19 protein-coding genes are annotated in these 18,302 nt (G+C 42.5%); 13 read left to right on the top strand and 6 right to left on the bottom strand.

Annotation, left to right across the window (positions count from 1 at the left end):
• Positions 1-227 precede the first annotated feature (227 nt).
• Genes ND6B_RS14825 through ND6B_RS14835 form a run of 3 tightly spaced genes read right to left on the bottom strand, consistent with a single transcriptional unit; the run spans position 228 to position 2,540 of the window.
• Complete coding sequence (locus ND6B_RS14825) at positions 228-1,415, bottom strand: vWA domain-containing protein (RefSeq protein ID WP_033102823.1); 1,188 nt, start codon at positions 1,413-1,415, stop codon at positions 228-230.
• A 1-nt stretch (position 1,416) separates the two neighbouring features.
• Positions 1,417-2,265, bottom strand: a complete 849-nt coding sequence (locus ND6B_RS14830; protein ID WP_008464234.1) for an AAA family ATPase — start codon at positions 2,263-2,265, stop codon at positions 1,417-1,419.
• A gap of 50 nt (positions 2,266-2,315) precedes the next feature.
• A complete protein-coding gene (locus ND6B_RS14835) occupies positions 2,316-2,540 on the bottom strand; it encodes a DUF1653 domain-containing protein (RefSeq protein ID WP_008110327.1) in 225 nt (74 codons plus the stop codon).
• A 61-nt stretch (positions 2,541-2,601) separates the two neighbouring features.
• Between ND6B_RS14835 and ND6B_RS14840 the strand changes: the two genes are divergently transcribed.
• The 11 genes from ND6B_RS14840 (at position 2,602) to rpoS (ending at position 10,233) form a co-directional block, all read left to right on the top strand.
• Entirely contained in the window at positions 2,602-3,075 is a 474-nt protein-coding gene (locus ND6B_RS14840) for a DUF2947 domain-containing protein (protein WP_013465675.1), read from the top strand.
• 70 nt (positions 3,076-3,145) lie between these two features.
• Complete coding sequence (locus tag ND6B_RS14845) at positions 3,146-3,778, top strand: hypothetical protein (RefSeq protein ID WP_016899656.1); 633 nt, start codon at positions 3,146-3,148, stop codon at positions 3,776-3,778.
• Positions 3,779-3,813: 35 nt separating this feature from the next.
• Positions 3,814-4,101: a cell division protein FtsB gene (gene ftsB / locus ND6B_RS14850; protein WP_008110330.1), complete on the top strand. Its 288-nt coding sequence runs from the start codon at positions 3,814-3,816 to the stop codon at positions 4,099-4,101.
• A complete protein-coding gene (gene ispD, locus ND6B_RS14855; RefSeq protein ID WP_033102822.1) occupies positions 4,091-4,792 on the top strand; it encodes a 2-C-methyl-D-erythritol 4-phosphate cytidylyltransferase in 702 nt (233 codons plus the stop codon). The genes ftsB and ispD overlap by 11 nt, the downstream gene beginning before the upstream one ends.
• The gene (gene ispF / locus ND6B_RS14860) at positions 4,789-5,271 is read left to right on the top strand and encodes a 2-C-methyl-D-erythritol 2,4-cyclodiphosphate synthase (RefSeq protein WP_033102821.1); all 483 of its coding nucleotides are present in this window, start codon (positions 4,789-4,791) and stop codon (positions 5,269-5,271) included. Before ispD ends, ispF begins: the two co-directional genes overlap by 4 nt.
• On the top strand, positions 5,268-6,317 hold the full coding sequence (gene truD / locus ND6B_RS14865; protein ID WP_033102820.1) for a tRNA pseudouridine(13) synthase TruD: 1,050 nt from the start codon (positions 5,268-5,270) through the stop codon (positions 6,315-6,317). The genes ispF and truD overlap by 4 nt, the downstream gene beginning before the upstream one ends.
• Positions 6,298-7,062: a 5'/3'-nucleotidase SurE gene (gene surE / locus ND6B_RS14870; protein ID WP_033102819.1), complete on the top strand. Its 765-nt coding sequence runs from the start codon at positions 6,298-6,300 to the stop codon at positions 7,060-7,062. The genes truD and surE overlap by 20 nt, the downstream gene beginning before the upstream one ends.
• Positions 7,052-7,690 carry a protein-L-isoaspartate(D-aspartate) O-methyltransferase gene (locus ND6B_RS14875; protein ID WP_033102818.1) on the top strand — a complete coding sequence of 213 codons (639 nt, stop codon included), beginning with the start codon at positions 7,052-7,054 and terminating at the stop codon, positions 7,688-7,690. The genes surE and ND6B_RS14875 overlap by 11 nt, the downstream gene beginning before the upstream one ends.
• A gap of 9 nt (positions 7,691-7,699) precedes the next feature.
• A complete protein-coding gene (locus tag ND6B_RS14880) occupies positions 7,700-8,278 on the top strand; it encodes a YqaA family protein (RefSeq protein ID WP_033102817.1) in 579 nt (192 codons plus the stop codon).
• 41 nt (positions 8,279-8,319) lie between these two features.
• Entirely contained in the window at positions 8,320-9,144 is an 825-nt protein-coding gene (locus tag ND6B_RS14885) for a peptidoglycan DD-metalloendopeptidase family protein (protein WP_033102816.1), read from the top strand.
• A 117-nt stretch (positions 9,145-9,261) separates the two neighbouring features.
• The gene (rpoS, locus tag ND6B_RS14890; protein ID WP_033102888.1) at positions 9,262-10,233 is read left to right on the top strand and encodes an RNA polymerase sigma factor RpoS; all 972 of its coding nucleotides are present in this window, start codon (positions 9,262-9,264) and stop codon (positions 10,231-10,233) included.
• Between the two features lie 61 nt (positions 10,234-10,294).
• On the opposite strand, the gene mutS is transcribed toward rpoS, so the two are convergent.
• A complete protein-coding gene (gene mutS / locus ND6B_RS14895) occupies positions 10,295-12,880 on the bottom strand; it encodes a DNA mismatch repair protein MutS (protein ID WP_033102815.1) in 2,586 nt (861 codons plus the stop codon).
• Between the two features lie 21 nt (positions 12,881-12,901).
• Here mutS and ND6B_RS14900 point away from each other — a divergent pair, with 21 nt between their 5' ends.
• Positions 12,902-13,390 (top strand): CinA family protein, encoded by a 489-nt coding sequence (locus ND6B_RS14900; RefSeq protein ID WP_033102814.1) that lies wholly within the window; start codon positions 12,902-12,904, stop codon positions 13,388-13,390.
• Positions 13,391-13,458: 68 nt separating this feature from the next.
• Positions 13,459-14,502 (top strand): recombinase RecA, encoded by a 1,044-nt coding sequence (recA, locus tag ND6B_RS14905; RefSeq protein WP_008110343.1) that lies wholly within the window; start codon positions 13,459-13,461, stop codon positions 14,500-14,502.
• Between the two features lie 108 nt (positions 14,503-14,610).
• Here the strand turns inward: recA and ND6B_RS14910 are convergent, their stop codons facing one another.
• Both ND6B_RS14910 and ND6B_RS14915 read right to left on the bottom strand, forming a co-directional pair.
• A complete protein-coding gene (locus tag ND6B_RS14910; RefSeq protein WP_200882077.1) occupies positions 14,611-16,731 on the bottom strand; it encodes a TonB-dependent siderophore receptor in 2,121 nt (706 codons plus the stop codon).
• A 202-nt stretch (positions 16,732-16,933) separates the two neighbouring features.
• Complete coding sequence (locus tag ND6B_RS14915; RefSeq protein ID WP_008111542.1) at positions 16,934-18,094, bottom strand: DcaP family trimeric outer membrane transporter; 1,161 nt, start codon at positions 18,092-18,094, stop codon at positions 16,934-16,936.
• Between the last annotated feature and the right edge of the window lie 208 nt (positions 18,095-18,302).

The raw sequence follows: 18,302 nt of genomic DNA, 5'->3' as shown, positions 1-18,302 counted from the left end.
TCGCTTTACTTATCTCATTTAAACTAAGTGGGTACATGCGGTTATTCATTAACGTGGTGCATCGAATTGTTTCTGGTACATCGATCATTTTGTCGGATGGCGCGGCTTCGCCACTTATCCGACCTACGTCAAAAGGTAGGTTGGTTAAGCCGAAGGCGCCACCCAACAAAGTTATGGGTTCACGCCCGAAGCTCTGCTGCTAGCGCTGAGCTGTCGTAAATTAATATTTAACTCAGCTCTTTTATAGCGCTACTTATCCCATCCAAGCTCAGCGGGTACATGCGGTTGTTCATTAGCTGCTTTATAAAATCAATTGATTGATAGTACGGCCAGTGTTCAACCGGTTGTGGGTTGAGCCACGCGACTTTATCAAAGTGATTTGTGATTCGGTTCAACCATGCACTGCCGGGTTCTTCATTCCAATGTTCTACTGAGCCGCCAGGATAGGCAATTTCATACGGGCCCATAGTGGCATCACCAACAAATATAACTTTGTAGTCGCTGGTAAATTTGTTGATCAGCGTCATGGTGTCAATAACGTTTGAGTGGCGGCGTTGGTTATCTTGCCACACGTGTTCGTATAAACAGTTATGAAAGTAGTAAAACTCAAGGTGTTTAAATTCGCTGTGGGCGGCGCTAAATAATTCTTCGCAGGTATGAATGTAGTCATCCATTGAACCGCCAATATCAAACAGCATCAATACTTTTACCGCGTTGTGGCGCTCGGGGGCCATTTTTACATCCAGCATGCCGCCTTGCTTGGCGGTCGCGCGAATAGTCTCGTTTAAATCAAGGGTGTCGCTTGCGCCAGTACGAGCAAATTTGCGTAGTTTTTTAAGTGCCAGCTTTATGGTACGAGAGCCAATTTCGCGGTCAGAATCTAGGTTACGGTATTCGCGCTTATCCCACACTTTTACCGCTTGGCGATTGCGGTTGCCGTCTTGACCAATACGCACACCCTCAGGGTTATAACCATACGCACCAAAAGGCGAGGTACCGCCAGTGCCGACCCATTTATTGCCGCCTGCGTGGCGTTTTTGCTGTTCTTCTAAACGCTCTTTTAGGGTTTTCATTAGCTCGTCGAGCCCGCCCATGGCTTTTAGTTGGGCTTTTTCTTCATCACTTAGATGCTTTTCAAACTCTTTACGCAACCAATCTTCAGGTAAGTTGTGTTGTTGTTTTAAGCTTTCGAGCAGGTCTAAGTCGGCAATACCGCTAAAGTAATCGCTAAAGGCTTTATCGAACCGGTCAAAATGGGTTTCGTCCTTTACCATAATAGTGCGCGCTAAATGATAAAACGCGTCTACATCAGCAAATATAACGCCTTGTTTTAAAGCGTTAATTAAATCGAGTAGTTCGCGCAGGCTCACAGGCAAGCGGTATTTACGTAGCGTGAAAAAAAACTGTACCAACATGTTAGCGACGGCTCATAAACGCGAGCTTTTCGATTAGGCTTATGTCTTGCTCGTTTTTAAGTAGTGCGCCGAACATCGGCATTAAGCCGCCTTTTTGCGCTTTGTCGTGCAAGGTTTTTGCGTCTATATCTTCAGCCATTAATAGTTTTAACCAATCCAGTAACTCGCTGGTGGATGGCTTCTTTTTAAGGCCGTTGGCTTCGCGTAAGTTAAAAAATACTTCAAGTGCTTGGCGAACTAAATCTTGTTTAACATGCGGGTAGTGCACATCAATAATTTGCTGCATTTCGTCGCTATTTGGAAAATCAATATAATGGAAAAAACAGCGACGTAAAAACGCATCAGGCAGCTCTTTTTCATTGTTTGATGTGATGATCACAATAGGGCGCTCTTTAGCCACAATACGCTCACCGGTTTCGTATACATGAAATTCCATTTTATCGAGTTCGAGTAGTAAATCGTTTGGAAACTCAATATCGGCTTTGTCTATTTCGTCAATAAGCAGTACTGGGCGTTTTCCGTTTAGTTCAGCGTACATGAAGGCTTGCCACAGCTTACCTTTAACTATGTAGTTACTAATATTATGAACGCGCTCATCACCTAGCTGGCTGTCGCGTAAACGCGATACTGCATCGTACTCGTACAAACCTTGCTGCGCTTTAGTGGTTGATTTTATATGCCACTGAATCAACTCGGTATCTAAACTTTTTGCCAGCTCTTCAGCCAACATGGTTTTACCTGTGCCCGGCTCGCCTTTAATTAAAAGCGGTTTTTGCAGCATAATAGCGGCGTTTACTGCCTGTTTTAATGCTGAGCTTGCGATGTAGTTGTCGGTTGAATTAAATTGCACGGGTCATCCTCTGGTCTGAGCAGTAATTATTATGCGTTATAATGCCATAGTTAATCGGCTTCACCAAGGTAGGCAAAACGGGCGATAGTTTTACCGTCTTTTTCTACGGTTTCAGTAAACATACTTAGTGGGCGTGCCCATATGCCGTATTCACCGTATAAGGCTTGGTAAATAACCAACTGCTCGTTGGTTTCGCTGTGGGTCGCCACATGCATAACTTTATATTGTGGGCCTTTGTAGTGTTGATATAAACCCAGTTTTAGTGCTGTAGTCATAGTCTGTTATCTTGTATAATTTGCCTTCGCTTTTTATTATGCCAAAGAATACGCCAATACTATGAATTATATTTCTCTTGATGATTACAAAAAAGCCTGGGTATTTCGCCACAAAGATATTCCGGTTTCAGATATTGATGCAGCTAATATTAAACCGATGACCAGCGAACGTGCTGCAGTGCTATGGACAACCATGGTGAGTCGTGAACATGATCATCCTGACTTTTTTGATAAAACCGATTGGTGCGCGCAAGAGCAAAACTTTAGCCAAGAAGTAAATTGGGAAGACGCATGGGAAAGCGAAGATCCCCAATTTCCTGACGCTATTTTAAACCACCTAGACTGGCAGGCTAACACCACCGTTTATTTTTGTATGGCGCGCGATAATATTATTGAAACGAGCTTTGATGTGTTTAAACGCAACTGGCAAAACTTTATGTTTTTAGCCGATGGCAGTTTATTAATTGGAAAAAAACGTAATACGGTTGTGCAATTTTTAGAATCAGGCATTGCGAAATTAGGCGAAAAGCCCTAACAATCGGTGCTTAAAAACTGTGTATTACTGTGTTATAAAACATCTATTAAGGTGTTTTTGAGTGTAGCGATTGGTCAGTAAAAATAAGCAGTTTGACACAAACCAACAAGTTGAAATGTGGCAAACTGATGCACAAAAAGTGCTTTATGCACAATTATGTAATGCCTTTTATCAGCGTGAGGTGCAGCGCTTAGTGGCTGAACCTAATGGTGATCGTTTACGCAGGCAATTAAAAAGCCTGCCTTATTACATTGAACGTGCCGCAACACGGGTGGCTAATGCAACATCGCCTTTTACGCTCGATGCGCAAAATGGTGGGTGGCTTGAAAAGCAAAAACCAACTCCGCCAGAAGTTAATTCTTCAGCGAATGAACTTTTTTATCAAGTCTATGCCAAAGTTGGGCTGATTATTCCTGTATTATTACAAAATCACGGCCAAATTCGGGTTAGAATAGACAGCATTGATCAAGTAACTAAAACACAGGTTCATTGCAATGAGCTTGGCTGGTTTGATTTTTTAGGTCAAGGGCTTGAGCAGCAAAGTGCGCAATTACTCAAACCCAACAAAGCAACGCTTGCTGCGGCGTGTTGTGGCCACCAGTGGCAGTTTTCAAAGCGCAGTACGCCACGGGTATTATCGTTACGGGAAATGTTACTAGCTGCCAATATTAATTGGCGCAATGTTAAGCGGCCATTGGCGTAAAGCTTACAATTCAAAATTAAAATAAGGAGTGTTTAATGCGATTTTTTCAATTTGGCTTGTTGTGCTTAGCACTTTTTATCCAGTACCGCCTTTGGTTTGGTCATAACGGGGTGCAAGACTACACCCGTTTAAAAAATGCGGTGGCATCGCATCAACAAACTAACGAAAAACTAATAAAGCGTAATAAAGTATTAAAAGCGGATATAGAAGATTTAAAGCTCGGCCACGAAGGCATTGAAGAGCGTGCCCGCAACGAATTAGGAATGATTAAACCGGACGAAACCTTTATTCGTGTTTTACCGGCTCAACACCATGACAAATAAATTTACTATTGCAGCTATTGTTCCTGCCGCAGGTGTTGGCAGTCGAATGCAACACACAACACCAAAGCAATATATTTCCTTAGCAGGGAAAACCATTCTAGAGCATACGCTCGCTAAGTTATCGCAGTTACAGCAGTTAAACTCTATAGTGGTGGCCCTGAGCGAAACCGACCCCTACTTTGACGACCTTACGCTAGCTGATCCTCGCATTGTGCGTGCTATTGGCGGTAAAGAGCGTGCAGATTCAGTATTAAACAGTTTATTGTTTTTAGCTGCCAACCCACCTGCTTGGGTTTTGGTGCATGACGCTGCAAGACCTTTAGTCGATATTGCTGATATAGAGCGCTTAATCGCACAGTGCATGCAGGCTGATGAAGGCGGCATTTTAGCCAGCAAAGTAAAAGACACTATAAAACGAGGGCAAAGCCATGCGCAGCAAACTGTGCCTCGTGATGATTTATGGCAAGCGCTTACCCCGCAACTGTTTAAATACGACGAGCTTAAAACGGCATTGCAAAGTGCGCTTAACAGCGGTGCAACCATTACTGATGAAGCCAGTGCAATGGAGTGGGCAAATAAGCCGGTAAAGCTGGTAGCAGGGCGTAGTGATAATATTAAAATTACCACCCCAGAAGATTTAGATTTAGCTGGCTTTTTACTGCAAAAACAAAATAATGAGAGTGCAACATGATACGAATAGGGCATGGTTTTGACGTGCATAAATTTGGAGGCCAAGGGCCTTTAACTATCTGCGGCGAAAAAATTGATTACCCGCAAGGCTTTTTAGCACACTCAGATGGTGATGTAGCTATTCATGCCTTATGTGACGCTATTTTAGGATCATTAGCGCTGGGCGATATTGGTAAGCATTTTCCGGATACGTCCAGTGAATATGAAAATATTGATAGCCGTATTTTACTTCGCCATGTAGTGAACCTAGCCAAGCAACAAGGTTATGTATTGGGCAATGCGGATGTAACTATTGTGGCACAAGCACCAAAAATGCTGCCGCACATCCAAACCATGCGAACCAATCTTGCCAGTGATTTAAATGCCGAGCTTTCACAGGTAAATGTAAAAGCTACCACTACCGAAAAACTCGGTTTTGAGGGGCGTAAAGAAGGAATTTCAAGCCATGCTGTGGTCATTATGAGTAAACAAAACGCATGAGCGAATTAAATTATTTATATGGCGCGCCGCTTTCCAAAGCCGACTTTAAAACCACCGCAGAAGACTTTATGGTTGATGAGGAGCTCGGTATAGAGTTTACCGGCAGTGGTGAACACGTGTGTTTGCAAGTGGTTAAAAAGGGTGAAAACACCCAATATGTTGCCAAGCTGATTGCACAAAAAGCGGGTGTATCGCCACGTGATGTAAGCTATGCCGGTATGAAAGACCGCCATGGAGTATGCTCGCAGTGGTTTAGCGTAAAAGTACCGATTAAAAAGCATATTGATTTTACAGAGCTGAACAGTGAAAGCGTGTTTGTGGTATCACAGCAGCGCCATGAGCGAAAATTGCGCACCGGTTGCCATAAAGGAAATAGATTTACTATTACCTTGCGCAATGTAACCGAGCCGCTTGATATTTTGTGCCGTATAAACGCAGTGCGTGCTGGTGTGCCTAACTATTTTGGTGAACAGCGCTTTGGTCGTGATGGACACAACCTAGTGATGGCCGAAAAGATGTTTGCCGGTGAGCGTATTCGCGATAAAAAGCTGCGAGGCATTATTATTTCTGCTGCGCGTTCACATGTGTTTAATCAAATTGTTAGTTTACGCGTGGCTGAGCATGGCCTTGCTAAAACCATGCACCGCGAAGTATTTATGCTCAGTGGCAGTAATGCATTTTTTGAAGATGCGATAAGTGATGAAAATATTGCACGGCTTGCCTCTGGCGACATTATGATGTCGGCGCCCATGGTGGGCAAAAGTGAAAAAGGCTTAACCGAACAAGAAAAAACATGGTTGGCACCGTATCAAGTATGGTGTGATGGCTTAGGTGAGTTAGGGCTTAAAAACGAGCGTAGAATGCTGCGTTTAATCCCTCAAGATCTAAGCATAGAAACACTTGATGAACGCACATTAAAACTCAGCTTTGGTTTACCCAAAGGCTGCTTTGCAACGGCTTTACTGCGCGAACTGGTTGATTATACTGACGCCAGTCCTCGCGAGCGAAAAGAAAAGGATAACGCAGATGAAGATTCTATTAAGTAATGATGATGGTGTTAATGCCAAAGGTATTGCTGTTTTATACCAAGCATTAACACAAATTGCTGAGGTAACGCTGGTTGCGCCAGATAGAAATTGTAGTGGTGCTAGTAATTCACTAACGCTAATGAATCCGCTGCGTGCCACAACGCTCGACAACGGATTTATGTCGGTAAACGGTACACCCACTGATTGTGTGCACTTAGGTGTTAATCAATTAGTGGATGAAAAACCCGATTTGGTTGTTGCCGGTATCAATCATGGCGGTAATTTAGGCGACGATACACTTTACTCTGGTACAGTTGCTGCGGCGACCGAAGGTCGTCATCTGGGCTTACCAGCAATTGCAGTATCTTTGTGCTCTCATCATGGTGAGCATTTTGAAACAGCGGCAGCCGTTACTGTAAATATTATTAAAGGGCTTGCCTCACATCCGCTGCCGAAAGATCAGATCATTAATATTAATGTTCCTGATATTCCGCTCTCTGAGCTCAAAGGCGTTCAGGTAACTCGTTTAGGGGCTCGTCACAAAGCAGAAACCATGACCAAGCAAACCGATCCATGGGGACGCGATATTTTTTGGTATGGTTCTTTGGGTACAGAAAGCGATGCCGGTGAAGGCACTGATTTTTATGCTGTAAATAATGGCTATGCATCAGTCACCCCATTGAGCGTTGATATGACCGCTAAAGACAGTATCAAAGCTGTGGGAGAGTGGTTAGCCGAGTTGGAGATCAACCGTGCTGGCTAATTATACCCGCAGTGCACAAGCGCTTTCAGACCTATTACAACGAGAGGGCGTAGAAGATAAGGAGGTTTTAAAGGCGATTGCGCAAATTCCTCGGCATATTTTTATTGATGATGTACTAAAGCACCAAGCGTATCAAAATACGGCGCTACCGATAGGGCAAGGACAAACTATTTCTCAGCCTTACATTGTTGCCCGCATGACCGAATTGATGCGTTTAGCTGGCGTGAAAAGTAAAGTGTTAGAAATTGGTACCGGATCCGGCTATCAAACCGCGGTACTGGCTAAAACCTTTGATAAGGTGTATTCGGTTGAGCGTATAAAAGCTTTGCAATGGCAAGCAAAGCGTCGATTACATCAGCTCGATTTATATAATGTCACTATGAAACACGGTGATGGTTGGCAAGGATGGCAATCGCAAGCGCCATTTAATGGCATTATTGTGACGGCTGCGGCAACGATTATCCCTCCAGAACTACTCGCACAACTTGCAAATGGAGGCGTATTACTTGCCCCCATTGGTGAGGCAGAACAAAAATTAACCATGGTTATTCGCCAAGGCGATAGCTTTACAGAGCATGTAATTGCGCCAGTAAGATTTGTACCTTTGGTCCCTGGCGATATTGAATAGGAATTCATTTTGAAGTTGTTTACCAAGTTATATGATATGGCCTTAGTGTGGGCTAAGCATCGCCATGCAGAACGTTATTTAGCAGGGATGAGCTTTGCCGAATCGGTTTTTTTTCCGGTGCCACCCGATGTAATGTTAGCGCCTATGTCGCTGGCACAACCGAGTAAAGCATGGCGATTTGCAAGCTTTGCTACCGTAGCTTCTGTGCTTGGTGGCGTGCTAGGTTATCTACTAGGATTTTGGTTATTTGAACCTGTTGTAGAGCCTTTTATTGCACAAATGCAATGGCAAGATAAATTTAATACGGCACTTACATGGTTTAAAGATTATGGCGTATGGGTGGTATTTTTAGCCGGGTTTTCGCCTATTCCTTATAAGGTATTTACTATTGGTGCAGGGGTATTACAAATGGCGTTTTTACCTTTTATTATTGCCTCAGGTATTGGGCGTGGCGCGCGTTTCTTTTTAGTATCTGCTTTAATGAAATGGGGCGGAGTTAAAATGGAACAAAAATTACGCCAATATATTGAAGTACTTGGCTGGGCAGTGGTTGCTTTAATCGCTGTTGCGTACCTATTGTTGCGATAATCGCCATAATATAATGATATTAAAACAGAGGGAAAAACACATTGAATAAACAAATACGCTGTTATGTTGCTTTATTTATTAGTGTTTTGCTCTGTGCATGCTCGTCTCGCCATGTTCCCGCTCCGGTAAGCAGTTTAAATAATAATATTAATGACTATCCCTCACGGATTAATATTAACGGCGGAAAATACACAGTACAAAAAGGCGATACACTTTACTCGATTGCTTTTAGTGCCGGAAAAGATTTCAGAGAGCTTGCAAAAAACAATTCAATTCCATCACCTTACACTATTGTTCCTGGTCAGGTTGTATCCCTTTTAGAACCAAGTAGGTCAAGGGTTACACAAAAAAAGTATAAAAAGAAAGCTGTTAAAAAGTCATCCCATTTACAAAAAAGCAACAGAAAATTAAAGAAAGAGCTTGATAAGCCGAAAAAACGTAGGTATGTTCAAAAACAAGCTAACCAAAAAATTAGCAAGCCTCAAGGTTCTTCAACTAAAAAGTTGAGTTGGTTTTGGCCTGCTAAAGGTAAAATAATCCAACGCTTTTCTAACAAGGAAAATGGTTATAAAGGCCTACAGATTGCTAATAAAAAGGGGACGGCAGTATTCGCCGCTGCTCAAGGAACAGTAGTTTACGCGGGTAGTGCACTAAGAGGTTACGGTAATTTAATTATATTGAAACATAATGATGATTACCTAAGTGCTTATGCACATAACTCAAAGTTACTTGTTAAAGAAAAGCAAATAGTGAAGGCGGGACAAAAAATAGCAGAAATTGGTAATTCAGAGTCTTCAGTAACGGCACTTCGCTTTGAAATTCGTTATCGAGGAAAAGCTGTTAACCCTGCTAAATACCTACCCTGAACTAAAGGTGTTGATTGACAGTTCTGGAGAAGGCTCATGGCTAATACAGCAAAAGCTAATAAAACGACTACAGACCTTAATCATAAAGTTATTGATAGCTTGCTCAGGAGAAGTCTTATGGCTGATGTAGCAAAAGCTGAGAAAACCCCCACTGATGATAAGTTTGACGATTCAAAAGTTGAAGAGCCAACGCAACTACTTGATGACGTGGAAGATGAAGACGTATTTGTTAAAGAAGAAGTCACTAAAAACTTCGACGCCACTCAGTTATACCTAGGCGAAATTGGCTTTTCCCCTCTATTAAGTGCCGAAGAAGAAGTTTTTTTTGCACGAAAATCGCTTAAAGGCTGTGAAGCTTCCCGTAAACGCATGATTGAAAGTAACTTACGCTTGGTTGTGAAAATTGCGCGCAGGTATAACAATCGTGGGCTTGCTCTACTCGATTTAATTGAAGAAGGTAATCTAGGGCTGATCCGAGCGGTTGAAAAGTTTGATCCTGAACGTGGTTTTCGATTTTCTACTTATGCTACATGGTGGATACGTCAAACCATTGAGCGGGCGATAATGAATCAAACGCGTACGATTCGTTTGCCTATTCATGTAGTTAAGGAGCTTAACGTTTATTTACGTACAGCACGTGAGCTAACGCAAAAGCTTGATCATGAGCCTACCGCAGAAGAAATTGCAGAAAGCTTAGACAGACCGGTCGAAGACGTCACCAAAATGCTACGCCTAAATGAAAAAATAGCCTCTGTAGATATGCCCATTGGTAGCGAGAATGACAGTGCATTATTAGATGTGATAGCTGATGAAAAAAATGTAGGCCCTGAAGGTGAAGTACAAAACAACGATATGAATACGCATATTATTGACTGGTTAGGTGAATTAAACCCTAAGCAACGCGAAGTACTGGCACGTCGGTTTGGTTTACTAGGCTATGAACCCTCAACCCTTGAAGATGTTGGCCGTGAAATAGGCTTAACCCGTGAGCGAGTTCGCCAAATACAGGTTGAAGCGCTGCGCCGCTTAAAAGATATTTTGCAACAAGAAGGCTTAAGTACCGAAAGCTTATTTGAACAATTTGCTTAATCTAATCTAAACACACAGAGAAATGAATACAGCCCGGCTTTTTAAGCCGGGCTGTTTGCGTTTAAAGCAGTGCTTTTAATTTATAAAGAAGTTCATGCGCCTGACGCGGTGATAGGTTATCAGGGTCTATTGCGCTCATTTGTTGCTCAAGCTCACTAGGCTGAATTATTTGCGGTTCACTATCAAACGGTAAAACCTGTTGCTCTGTAGTGACTGTGGTGACACTTTGATGGTTTTCAAGCAAGCTTAGCTTTTGTTTAGCTTGGGCAATAACTGCTTTAGGCACCCCGGCCAGTGCCGCTACTTGCAAACCAAAGCTCTTACTCGCTGCGCCATCTAATACCGTATGCATAAAGGCAATGGTATCGTTGTGTTCGATGGCATCTAGGTGCACATTAACCAGCCCAGGCGTTTGCTCTGCAAGTTCTGTAAGTTCAAAGTAATGGGTTGCAAACAGGGTTTTAGCCGCTATTTTTGAAGCGAGGTGATCAGCCGTCGCGTACGCCAGTGATAAACCATCGTAAGTACTGGTTCCTCGGCCTATTTCATCCATAAGCACCAATGATTGCGCGGTGGCATTATTTAAAATAGCCGCGGTTTCGGTCATTTCAACCATAAAGGTAGAGCGCCCAGATGCTAAGTCGTCACTAGCGCCAATACGGGTAAATATTCTATCAATATTACCAATTTTAGCGCTATCGGCAGGGACATAACAGCCAATGTGCGCCATAAGCACAATAAGGGCAGTTTGGCGCATGTAAGTTGATTTACCGCCCATGTTAGGGCCGGTAATTATCAACATTTTACGCTGGTTATTGAGCTCCACAGGATTGGCAATAAACGGGTCTTTCATTACCTGCTCTACCACAGGGTGGCGGCCTTGTTTAATGCTGATATTATCGTTATCGCAAAGCTCAGGCTTGGCATAATTAAGTGTTTGAGCACGCTCTGCTAAATTGTTCAGTACATCTAGATCGGCAATTACTGAGGCCATTATTTGTAGCTGCTCAATATGCGGAGCTATAAATTCAAATAACTGTTCGTATAATTGTTTTTCAAGGGCCAGCGCTTTTGATTGACTGCCGAGAACTTTGTCTTCGTGTTCTTTTAGTTCTGGGATTATATAGCGTTCGTTATTTTTTAATGTTTGACGACGAATGTAATCTGCAGGCACTAAGTGCGAGTTGGCGCGACTCACTTCAATAAAAAAGCCATGCACTCGGTTATAACCAATTTTAAGTGTACTAATACCGGTGCGTTCACGTTCGCGCTGCTCTAGCTGTTCAAGCACATCGGTGGCACCTTGGCTTAAATTACGCCACTCATCGAGTTCGCTGTTATACCCTGGCGCAATAACACCGCCATCACGAATTAACACTGGCGGATTATCAATGACAGCACGTTCAAGTAATGCTTGTAGCTCAGGAAGCTCTTTAGAATGCGTAATTATATGCGAAATACGCGTATCAGTTGCATCGTTTAATAAGCTATGCAGTGGCGCCAATGCTTGAAGCGCACTGCGAAGCCGTGTTAAATCGCGTGGGCGGGCGGTATGTAATGCCAAGCGAGCAATTACACGTTCTATATCACCAATCTCTTTGAGCGCGTCATGCAGTTCACCACATAATTGTGCATCTAAAATGGCAGTAATAGCATTAAGTCGTGAGTTGAGTTCATCTTTATTACGAATAGGAGTATGAATGCGGCGTTTAAGTAATCGCGAGCCCATCGCCGTTGCTGTTTTATCAAGCACTTGGGCTAAGGTGTTTTCAAAGCCGCCGGATAAATTAACCGTTAACTCAAGGTTTTTACGGGTTGGCGCATCCAAAATAACCGCGTGTTCGTTATGCTCAAGAGTGATTGCGCGGATGTGCGGTAATGCAATACGTTGGGTATCTTTTACGTACTGCATTAAACAGCCTGCTGCCACCAAGGCGCTATGTGCTTTGTCGACGCCAAACCCCACTAAATCTTTGGTCCCAAACTGCTCGCACAGTAAGTGTTGCGCGGTATCAAGGTCAAACTCCCAATCAGGGCGACGTCTTGCCCCTTTAATGTGTTCAATTAAGTGAGTGTTTTCAAAGTGTTCGCTATACAGTAATTCAGCAGGCGCTAAGCGTTGTAGCGTTGAGCTAAATGCTTCATCAGTGTTTACTTCAACAACATTAAAGCGCCCTGAGTTGATATCAAGGTAAGCAACACCGTATTGGCCTTTTTTATTTTGCCAAACACTGGTTAAAAGGTTGTCTTGGCGTTCTTGCAATAAGGCTTCGTCAGAAATGGTGCCCGGAGTGACAATACGCACTACTTTGCGCTCAACAGGGCCTTTACTGGTAGCAGGGTCGCCCACTTGTTCACAAATAGCCACTGACTCGCCCATTTGCACTAAGCGGGCTAAGTAGTTTTCTACCGCATGATAAGGTACGCCTGCCATAGGAATAGGATCGCCGCCGGCTTTGCCACGGTGTGTTTGTGAAATATCAAGCAACTGCGCGGCGCGTTTTGCGTCGTCAAAAAAGAGTTCGTAAAAATCCCCCATCCGATAAAACAATAAAATATCGCGATGCTCTGATTTTATTTTTAGATACTGCTGCATCATAGGGGTTTGTTGTTTTATAGTGTGCGGTGCATAAAGATCAAACGACATGTATTTACCCAAAGGCTGAATATGGAATTACATCAAGAGATTAAGACACTTGCTGCGCAATTAGGCGCTATTTTAACGGATAAACGCTTATGGATCACTACCGCTGAATCATGTACTGGTGGTGGAGTGAGTTATTCGCTTACCGATACCCCCGGAAGCTCTGCATATATTGACCGCGCATTTGTCACTTATAGCAATAACGCAAAGCATGAATTACTCAATGTGAAGCGTGATACCCTTGAGGAATTTGGCGCGGTGAGCGAACAAACAGTCATTGAGATGGCAGCAGGTGCATGTAAGGCGGCTAATGCTGATATTGGCATTGCTATTTCAGGAATTGCAGGTCCCAGTGGTGCCACTGAGGGCAAACCGGTAGGGCTTGTGTGGTTTGGGCTACAAATTAACGGTAAACATTGGACGTTTGAGCAAGTATTTGATGGAGATAGGGCACAAGTTAGGCTGCAAGCTATTGTATTTTCATTGAAAAGTATAATAGAGAAGATAAAATAATAAAATTAGCTTGATACTGTGATTTCATACAGTATACTTGTCTGCATTAGCTGGATTTGGAGAGTAAAATGAACGATAACAAACAAAAAGCATTGGACGCAGCTTTATCACAAATTGAACGTCAATTTGGTAAAGGCTCAATTATGAAATTGGGTGATAACAAGGCGTTAAACATTGACGCTGTATCAACAGGCTCGCTAGGTATTGATATTGCTTTAGGCATAGGCGGCTTACCAATGGGGCGTATTGTTGAAGTATATGGCCCAGAGTCATCAGGTAAAACAACGCTAACATTGCAAGTTATCGCTGAAGCTCAAAAAGAAGGTAAAACGTGTGCCTTTGTTGATGCTGAGCATGCTCTTGATCCAATTTATGCACAAAAACTAGGCGTTAACATTGATGAGTTACTGGTATCTCAACCAGATACGGGTGAGCAAGCACTGGAAATTTGTGACATGTTGGTGCGTTCAAGCGCGGTTGATGTGGTTATTGTCGATTCGGTTGCAGCATTAACGCCAAAAGCTGAAATTGAAGGCGACATGGGTGATTCACACATGGGCTTACAAGCACGTTTAATGTCACAAGCATTACGTAAGCTGACTGGTAACATTAAGCGCTCAAACACGCTATGTATTTTCATTAACCAAATCCGTATGAAAATTGGTGTAATGTTTGGTAACCCTGAAACAACAACCGGTGGTAACGCCCTGAAATTTTACGCCTCTGTACGTATTGATATTCGCCGTATTGGTTCGGTAAAAGAAGGCGATGAAGTTGTTGGTAATGAAACGCGCGTTAAAATTGTGAAAAACAAAGTTGCACCGCCGTTCAAACAAGCTGAATTTATCATTATGTATGGCGAAGGTATTTCTAAGCAGGGCGAGCTGATTGATTTAGGTGTTAAGCACAAAATTGTTGAAAAAGCGGGTGCTTGGTACAGTTACAATGGCAACAAAGTTGGCCAAGGTAAGTCTAATTCGATTAAGTTCCTTAAAGAAAACCCTGAAATTGCAGATGAAATTGAAGGTAAATTACGAGAGATGCTATTGCTAAAAGCAACGGTTGAGCCAGAAGATGGCGAAGACGTATTAGGTGATGAAGGCGACCTTTAAGCCCATTTGTTTTAAAGCTTGATTTGACCCGAGCTTAAAAAAAGCGCTAACCATTAGGTTAGCGCTTTTTTATTGTTTGCTATAAAGTGACTTAAAGCCTAGTTAGCTTTATAGCTGCCAGTTAACTGACAATGAGTAGTTACGCGGTGCCCCGTAGTAACCTTGCTCCCAATAAAGGCTGTTTATGTACTTTTCATCAGTACTGTTATTAACATTAAAGGTAACACCGACGTTTTGAGTAATTTCGTAGGTGGCCATTAAATCTAATAAGCCATAAGCATCTTGTTTTGTAGTTGCCAATGCGTTGCCTGCTGGATCTTTTACTTGCACACGGCTAATAGAATCTTGCCAGCGGTAATTAGCACCTAAGGTTAAACCATCAATAAATGGCACTTGATAAGTGGCTGCCATTTTTAATTGGTTTTCTGGGGTGTAATCTTTAACGAGTTCATCACCATCAATACTTAAATTACTGAAGCTGATGCTGGCACTTAAATCATCAGTTAAGCGACCGCTTAATTCAATTTCGAAACCATCACTGTTAATACCATCTGCAGCGTAATAACGCGTATCGCTTGGAAGGGAGCCCGGAAGTGCAACAGCAAGTCCATCTTGCTTAGCATCAAAATAGGCCAGTGTTACAAATACTTGCTCATCTAAAAGTTGTGCTTTTAAACCAACTTCAGCACTTTTACCAATAACCGGAGCCAGTTGCTCAGCGTTAATGTCTAACTCTTTTTGTGGCACAAACGTTTCGGTGTAGCTAGCATACGCTGATAACGACTCAGTAAAATCGTACACCGTACCAATGTAAGGAATAACCTCTGAGTCATCGCGGGTTTGCACGACACTATAAGCAGTACCTTTAGTTTCCCAATCGGTATAGCGAACGCCTGCCAAAATGCTTAATGGCTCTGCTAGTTTAATACGAGTTGAAATATAGGCAGATCTTTGTGTATTTTGTACATCACTGCCGTTAGGCGAATCAACCAGTGTTGCCTCAGGGATAACACCATCCCAAGTCGCTAAATCAGGCATCGCAGGGAAACCATTACCTGTAGTGTAGTCATAAAGCGATTGGTCATTAAAGTCCATGTTTGCTTGGCTAATACCGAATGATAAGTCGTGCTCTAGTGAAAATAACTCAAATTTACCGCTGGCATATAAGTCAAACAAATCTTGGGTGTCTTTGTAATCATAACGACTCGCATAGCCGGTTAAACCTAAACCAGTTTCTTTATCTGGGGTACCATACACATAAAATAATTCAGAATTTTGTTCATTCTTTATGTGGGCATAACGGGCTTTAGCGACCCAGGTAGCCGATAAATTTTGCTCAAGAGTTACATAGATACGTTCAGCGCTATTATCCCAATACGAGCAATCTGCAGCTGTACTAGTTGACTCATCATAGTTAGTGGGGGAGCCATCTGTGTAATAAAGCGGTAGCGCGCCCCATAGAGGGCTGTCGGCATCTTTTTGTTGGTTTACGTAGTTAATGTTCAGAAGTGTATCGTCGGTTAGCTTTCCTTCATAGGCAAGGTAGGCAATGGTTTTATCGGTTTCGTAGCGGTCTAGATATGACTCTTTATCTTGCTTAGTAAATACAGCACGGACAGCATGCTCGTCGTTAATCGGTGTGGAAACATCAATATCTACACGTTTGTTATTCCACGAACCATAAGAAACCGATGCATGAACTTGTGTTGTGTAGGTTGGCTTTTTTAGCACCATATTAACAGTCGCTGATGGGTTACCTGCACCGGTCATCATGCCATTGGCACCACGTACAATTTCAACACGGTCGTAAATTGCAGTATCAAGTGTCCCTTGAATTGAACCAGAGGTTTGCGGTGTGCCTAAGCCATCGATTAAAAAGTTAGTTATTTCAAAACCACGGGCTTTAAAGTAAGTACGATCGGTTTCTATTTGTTCCACTGTTACGCCTGGGGTGCTTTCTAATACCGCATTAATATCATCAAGTGAAAAGTCATCCATCAACGCGCGTGAGACAACAGAAATTGATTGCGGAGTTTCTTTAATGGTTAAACCTAGCTTAGTCGCTGACTGTGCTTCTTCGGTAATATAATTTTTATGATGTTGCCCATAAACGGCAATTTTTTCTAAAGGTAGGTCGTCTTGCGTGTCGTTTGCAACAGCATGCCCAGATAAAACCAGTGAAGTAAGTAGACTCAGTTTAAATGCAGAGTTTTTATGTTTGTACAGCATCATGTTTCCCATAAGATTAAATGTGGGTGGTAATTTAATCTAAATGAGAGTGATTTGCAATTGCGTTTGCTGGGTATTTTACACGTCTTTAATATTTTTTAAGTAAAGCGCATGGATTTGGTTAACTTGAGCTCTGGTTAAAAACAAAAAAAGCGGCCGAAGCCGCTCAGGAAGTAAATCAGTATTTTAATTGGTTAGGAAATTAAAACGCATACTTTACAGAAAATTGTAAACGATCTAGATCGCCATCTACGCCACTTTCAAGCTCGCGTTCTGCATGTTTAAATTCAGCGCCAAAGGTTAGACGTTTAACCGGTGAGTATAAAATATTTGCGCTGTAGCTTTGGCTTGATTCTGTAGGGTCGCCATACATTGCAAGTAGGTTTTCATCATTATCAGCAGACAAGAACGAATATAAGAAAGTAGAGCGCCACTGGCTGTTCCACTTATGTTGATACGCAATAAAACCAGATGTTGAATCAATCGCATCTAGGTCATCACCATTAAGAACCGCACCACGTGCTACGTTTAGACCCACATAACGACCTAGTCCTTTACCTTGGGTAAGCATAAATTTTAGATTGTCTTCACCAAGCTTCACCATACCCGATGCACTAACACCAAATGAGGTTTCATCGGCATCAACACCACCTACTTTGTAGGTCAGTTGACGAGCAAGGGCTGTTACTACAAAGTTACCCCAATCAGCATTATGGGTGTAGCGTGCGGTAAAGTCAGGTAATGAGGCATCATCAGTTACGGCCATGCCACCGCCGGCTGTAGTAATTGTGCTTTCTGGGTTCTCTAACGAGAATGACCATGCACCCGTAGTGTATTTAATTTGAGATTGACGAACAAACACCGTGCCTTCTGCAGGACCAACAAAATCAAGTGCTTCTGGTAATGCACCGACGTTTTGAAAGTTTGACCATGTTTGACCAAATAACCAGCCATCATATGAGATAAATGCATGGCGAATGCGCGGAGAGTATGAATTAGACACACGCTCGTTGCCGCCAGGAGCTGACAATAAAAAGTCTAGCTCTATTTTAGTTTTAACCGTTTTACCGTTATCTAATAAGGTAGCAGTTCCAAAATTAAAACGTGACTCACGAGCGTGCATATCAAATACGGCGTCTGAACTATTATCGTTACCAACGGTTAGTGTACTTGGCACATAAAAATCACGGCCAACACTGGTGCCCGCAGGAGCGCCTGCTGAGTAGTCACTCCACATTGCGTCGAGTTTAATGTATCCACCGTAGGTAAATTCTGTATCACCTATTTTTGCAGCATAAGCTGTGCTAGAAAGTGCACATAGTACAGCACTAGCTGCCAGTGTTTTAATTGGAGTAAATTTCATTGTTGCGTCCTTTTATAGGCTACTTGTTGTATGTTGTTTGCTTATGATATGTATTAATGTGTGTTACTTATATAGTACTAACAGATTGAATTTAATTATCTTTAATCTAATTTGTTAGTAAATACGAATTATTAATAAACAATCAAAGTTTTTAAATATTCAAGCTACTGTTGTATATGTACACAATTTACTCAATCAACTATTAGTC

Origin of the sequence: Pseudoalteromonas sp. ND6B, assembly GCF_000764215.1 — a bacterium.
In the GTDB taxonomy this organism is placed as follows: domain Bacteria; phylum Pseudomonadota; class Gammaproteobacteria; order Enterobacterales; family Alteromonadaceae; genus Pseudoalteromonas; species Pseudoalteromonas tetraodonis.
This window is presented reverse-complemented; position numbering and strand designations above follow the sequence as displayed.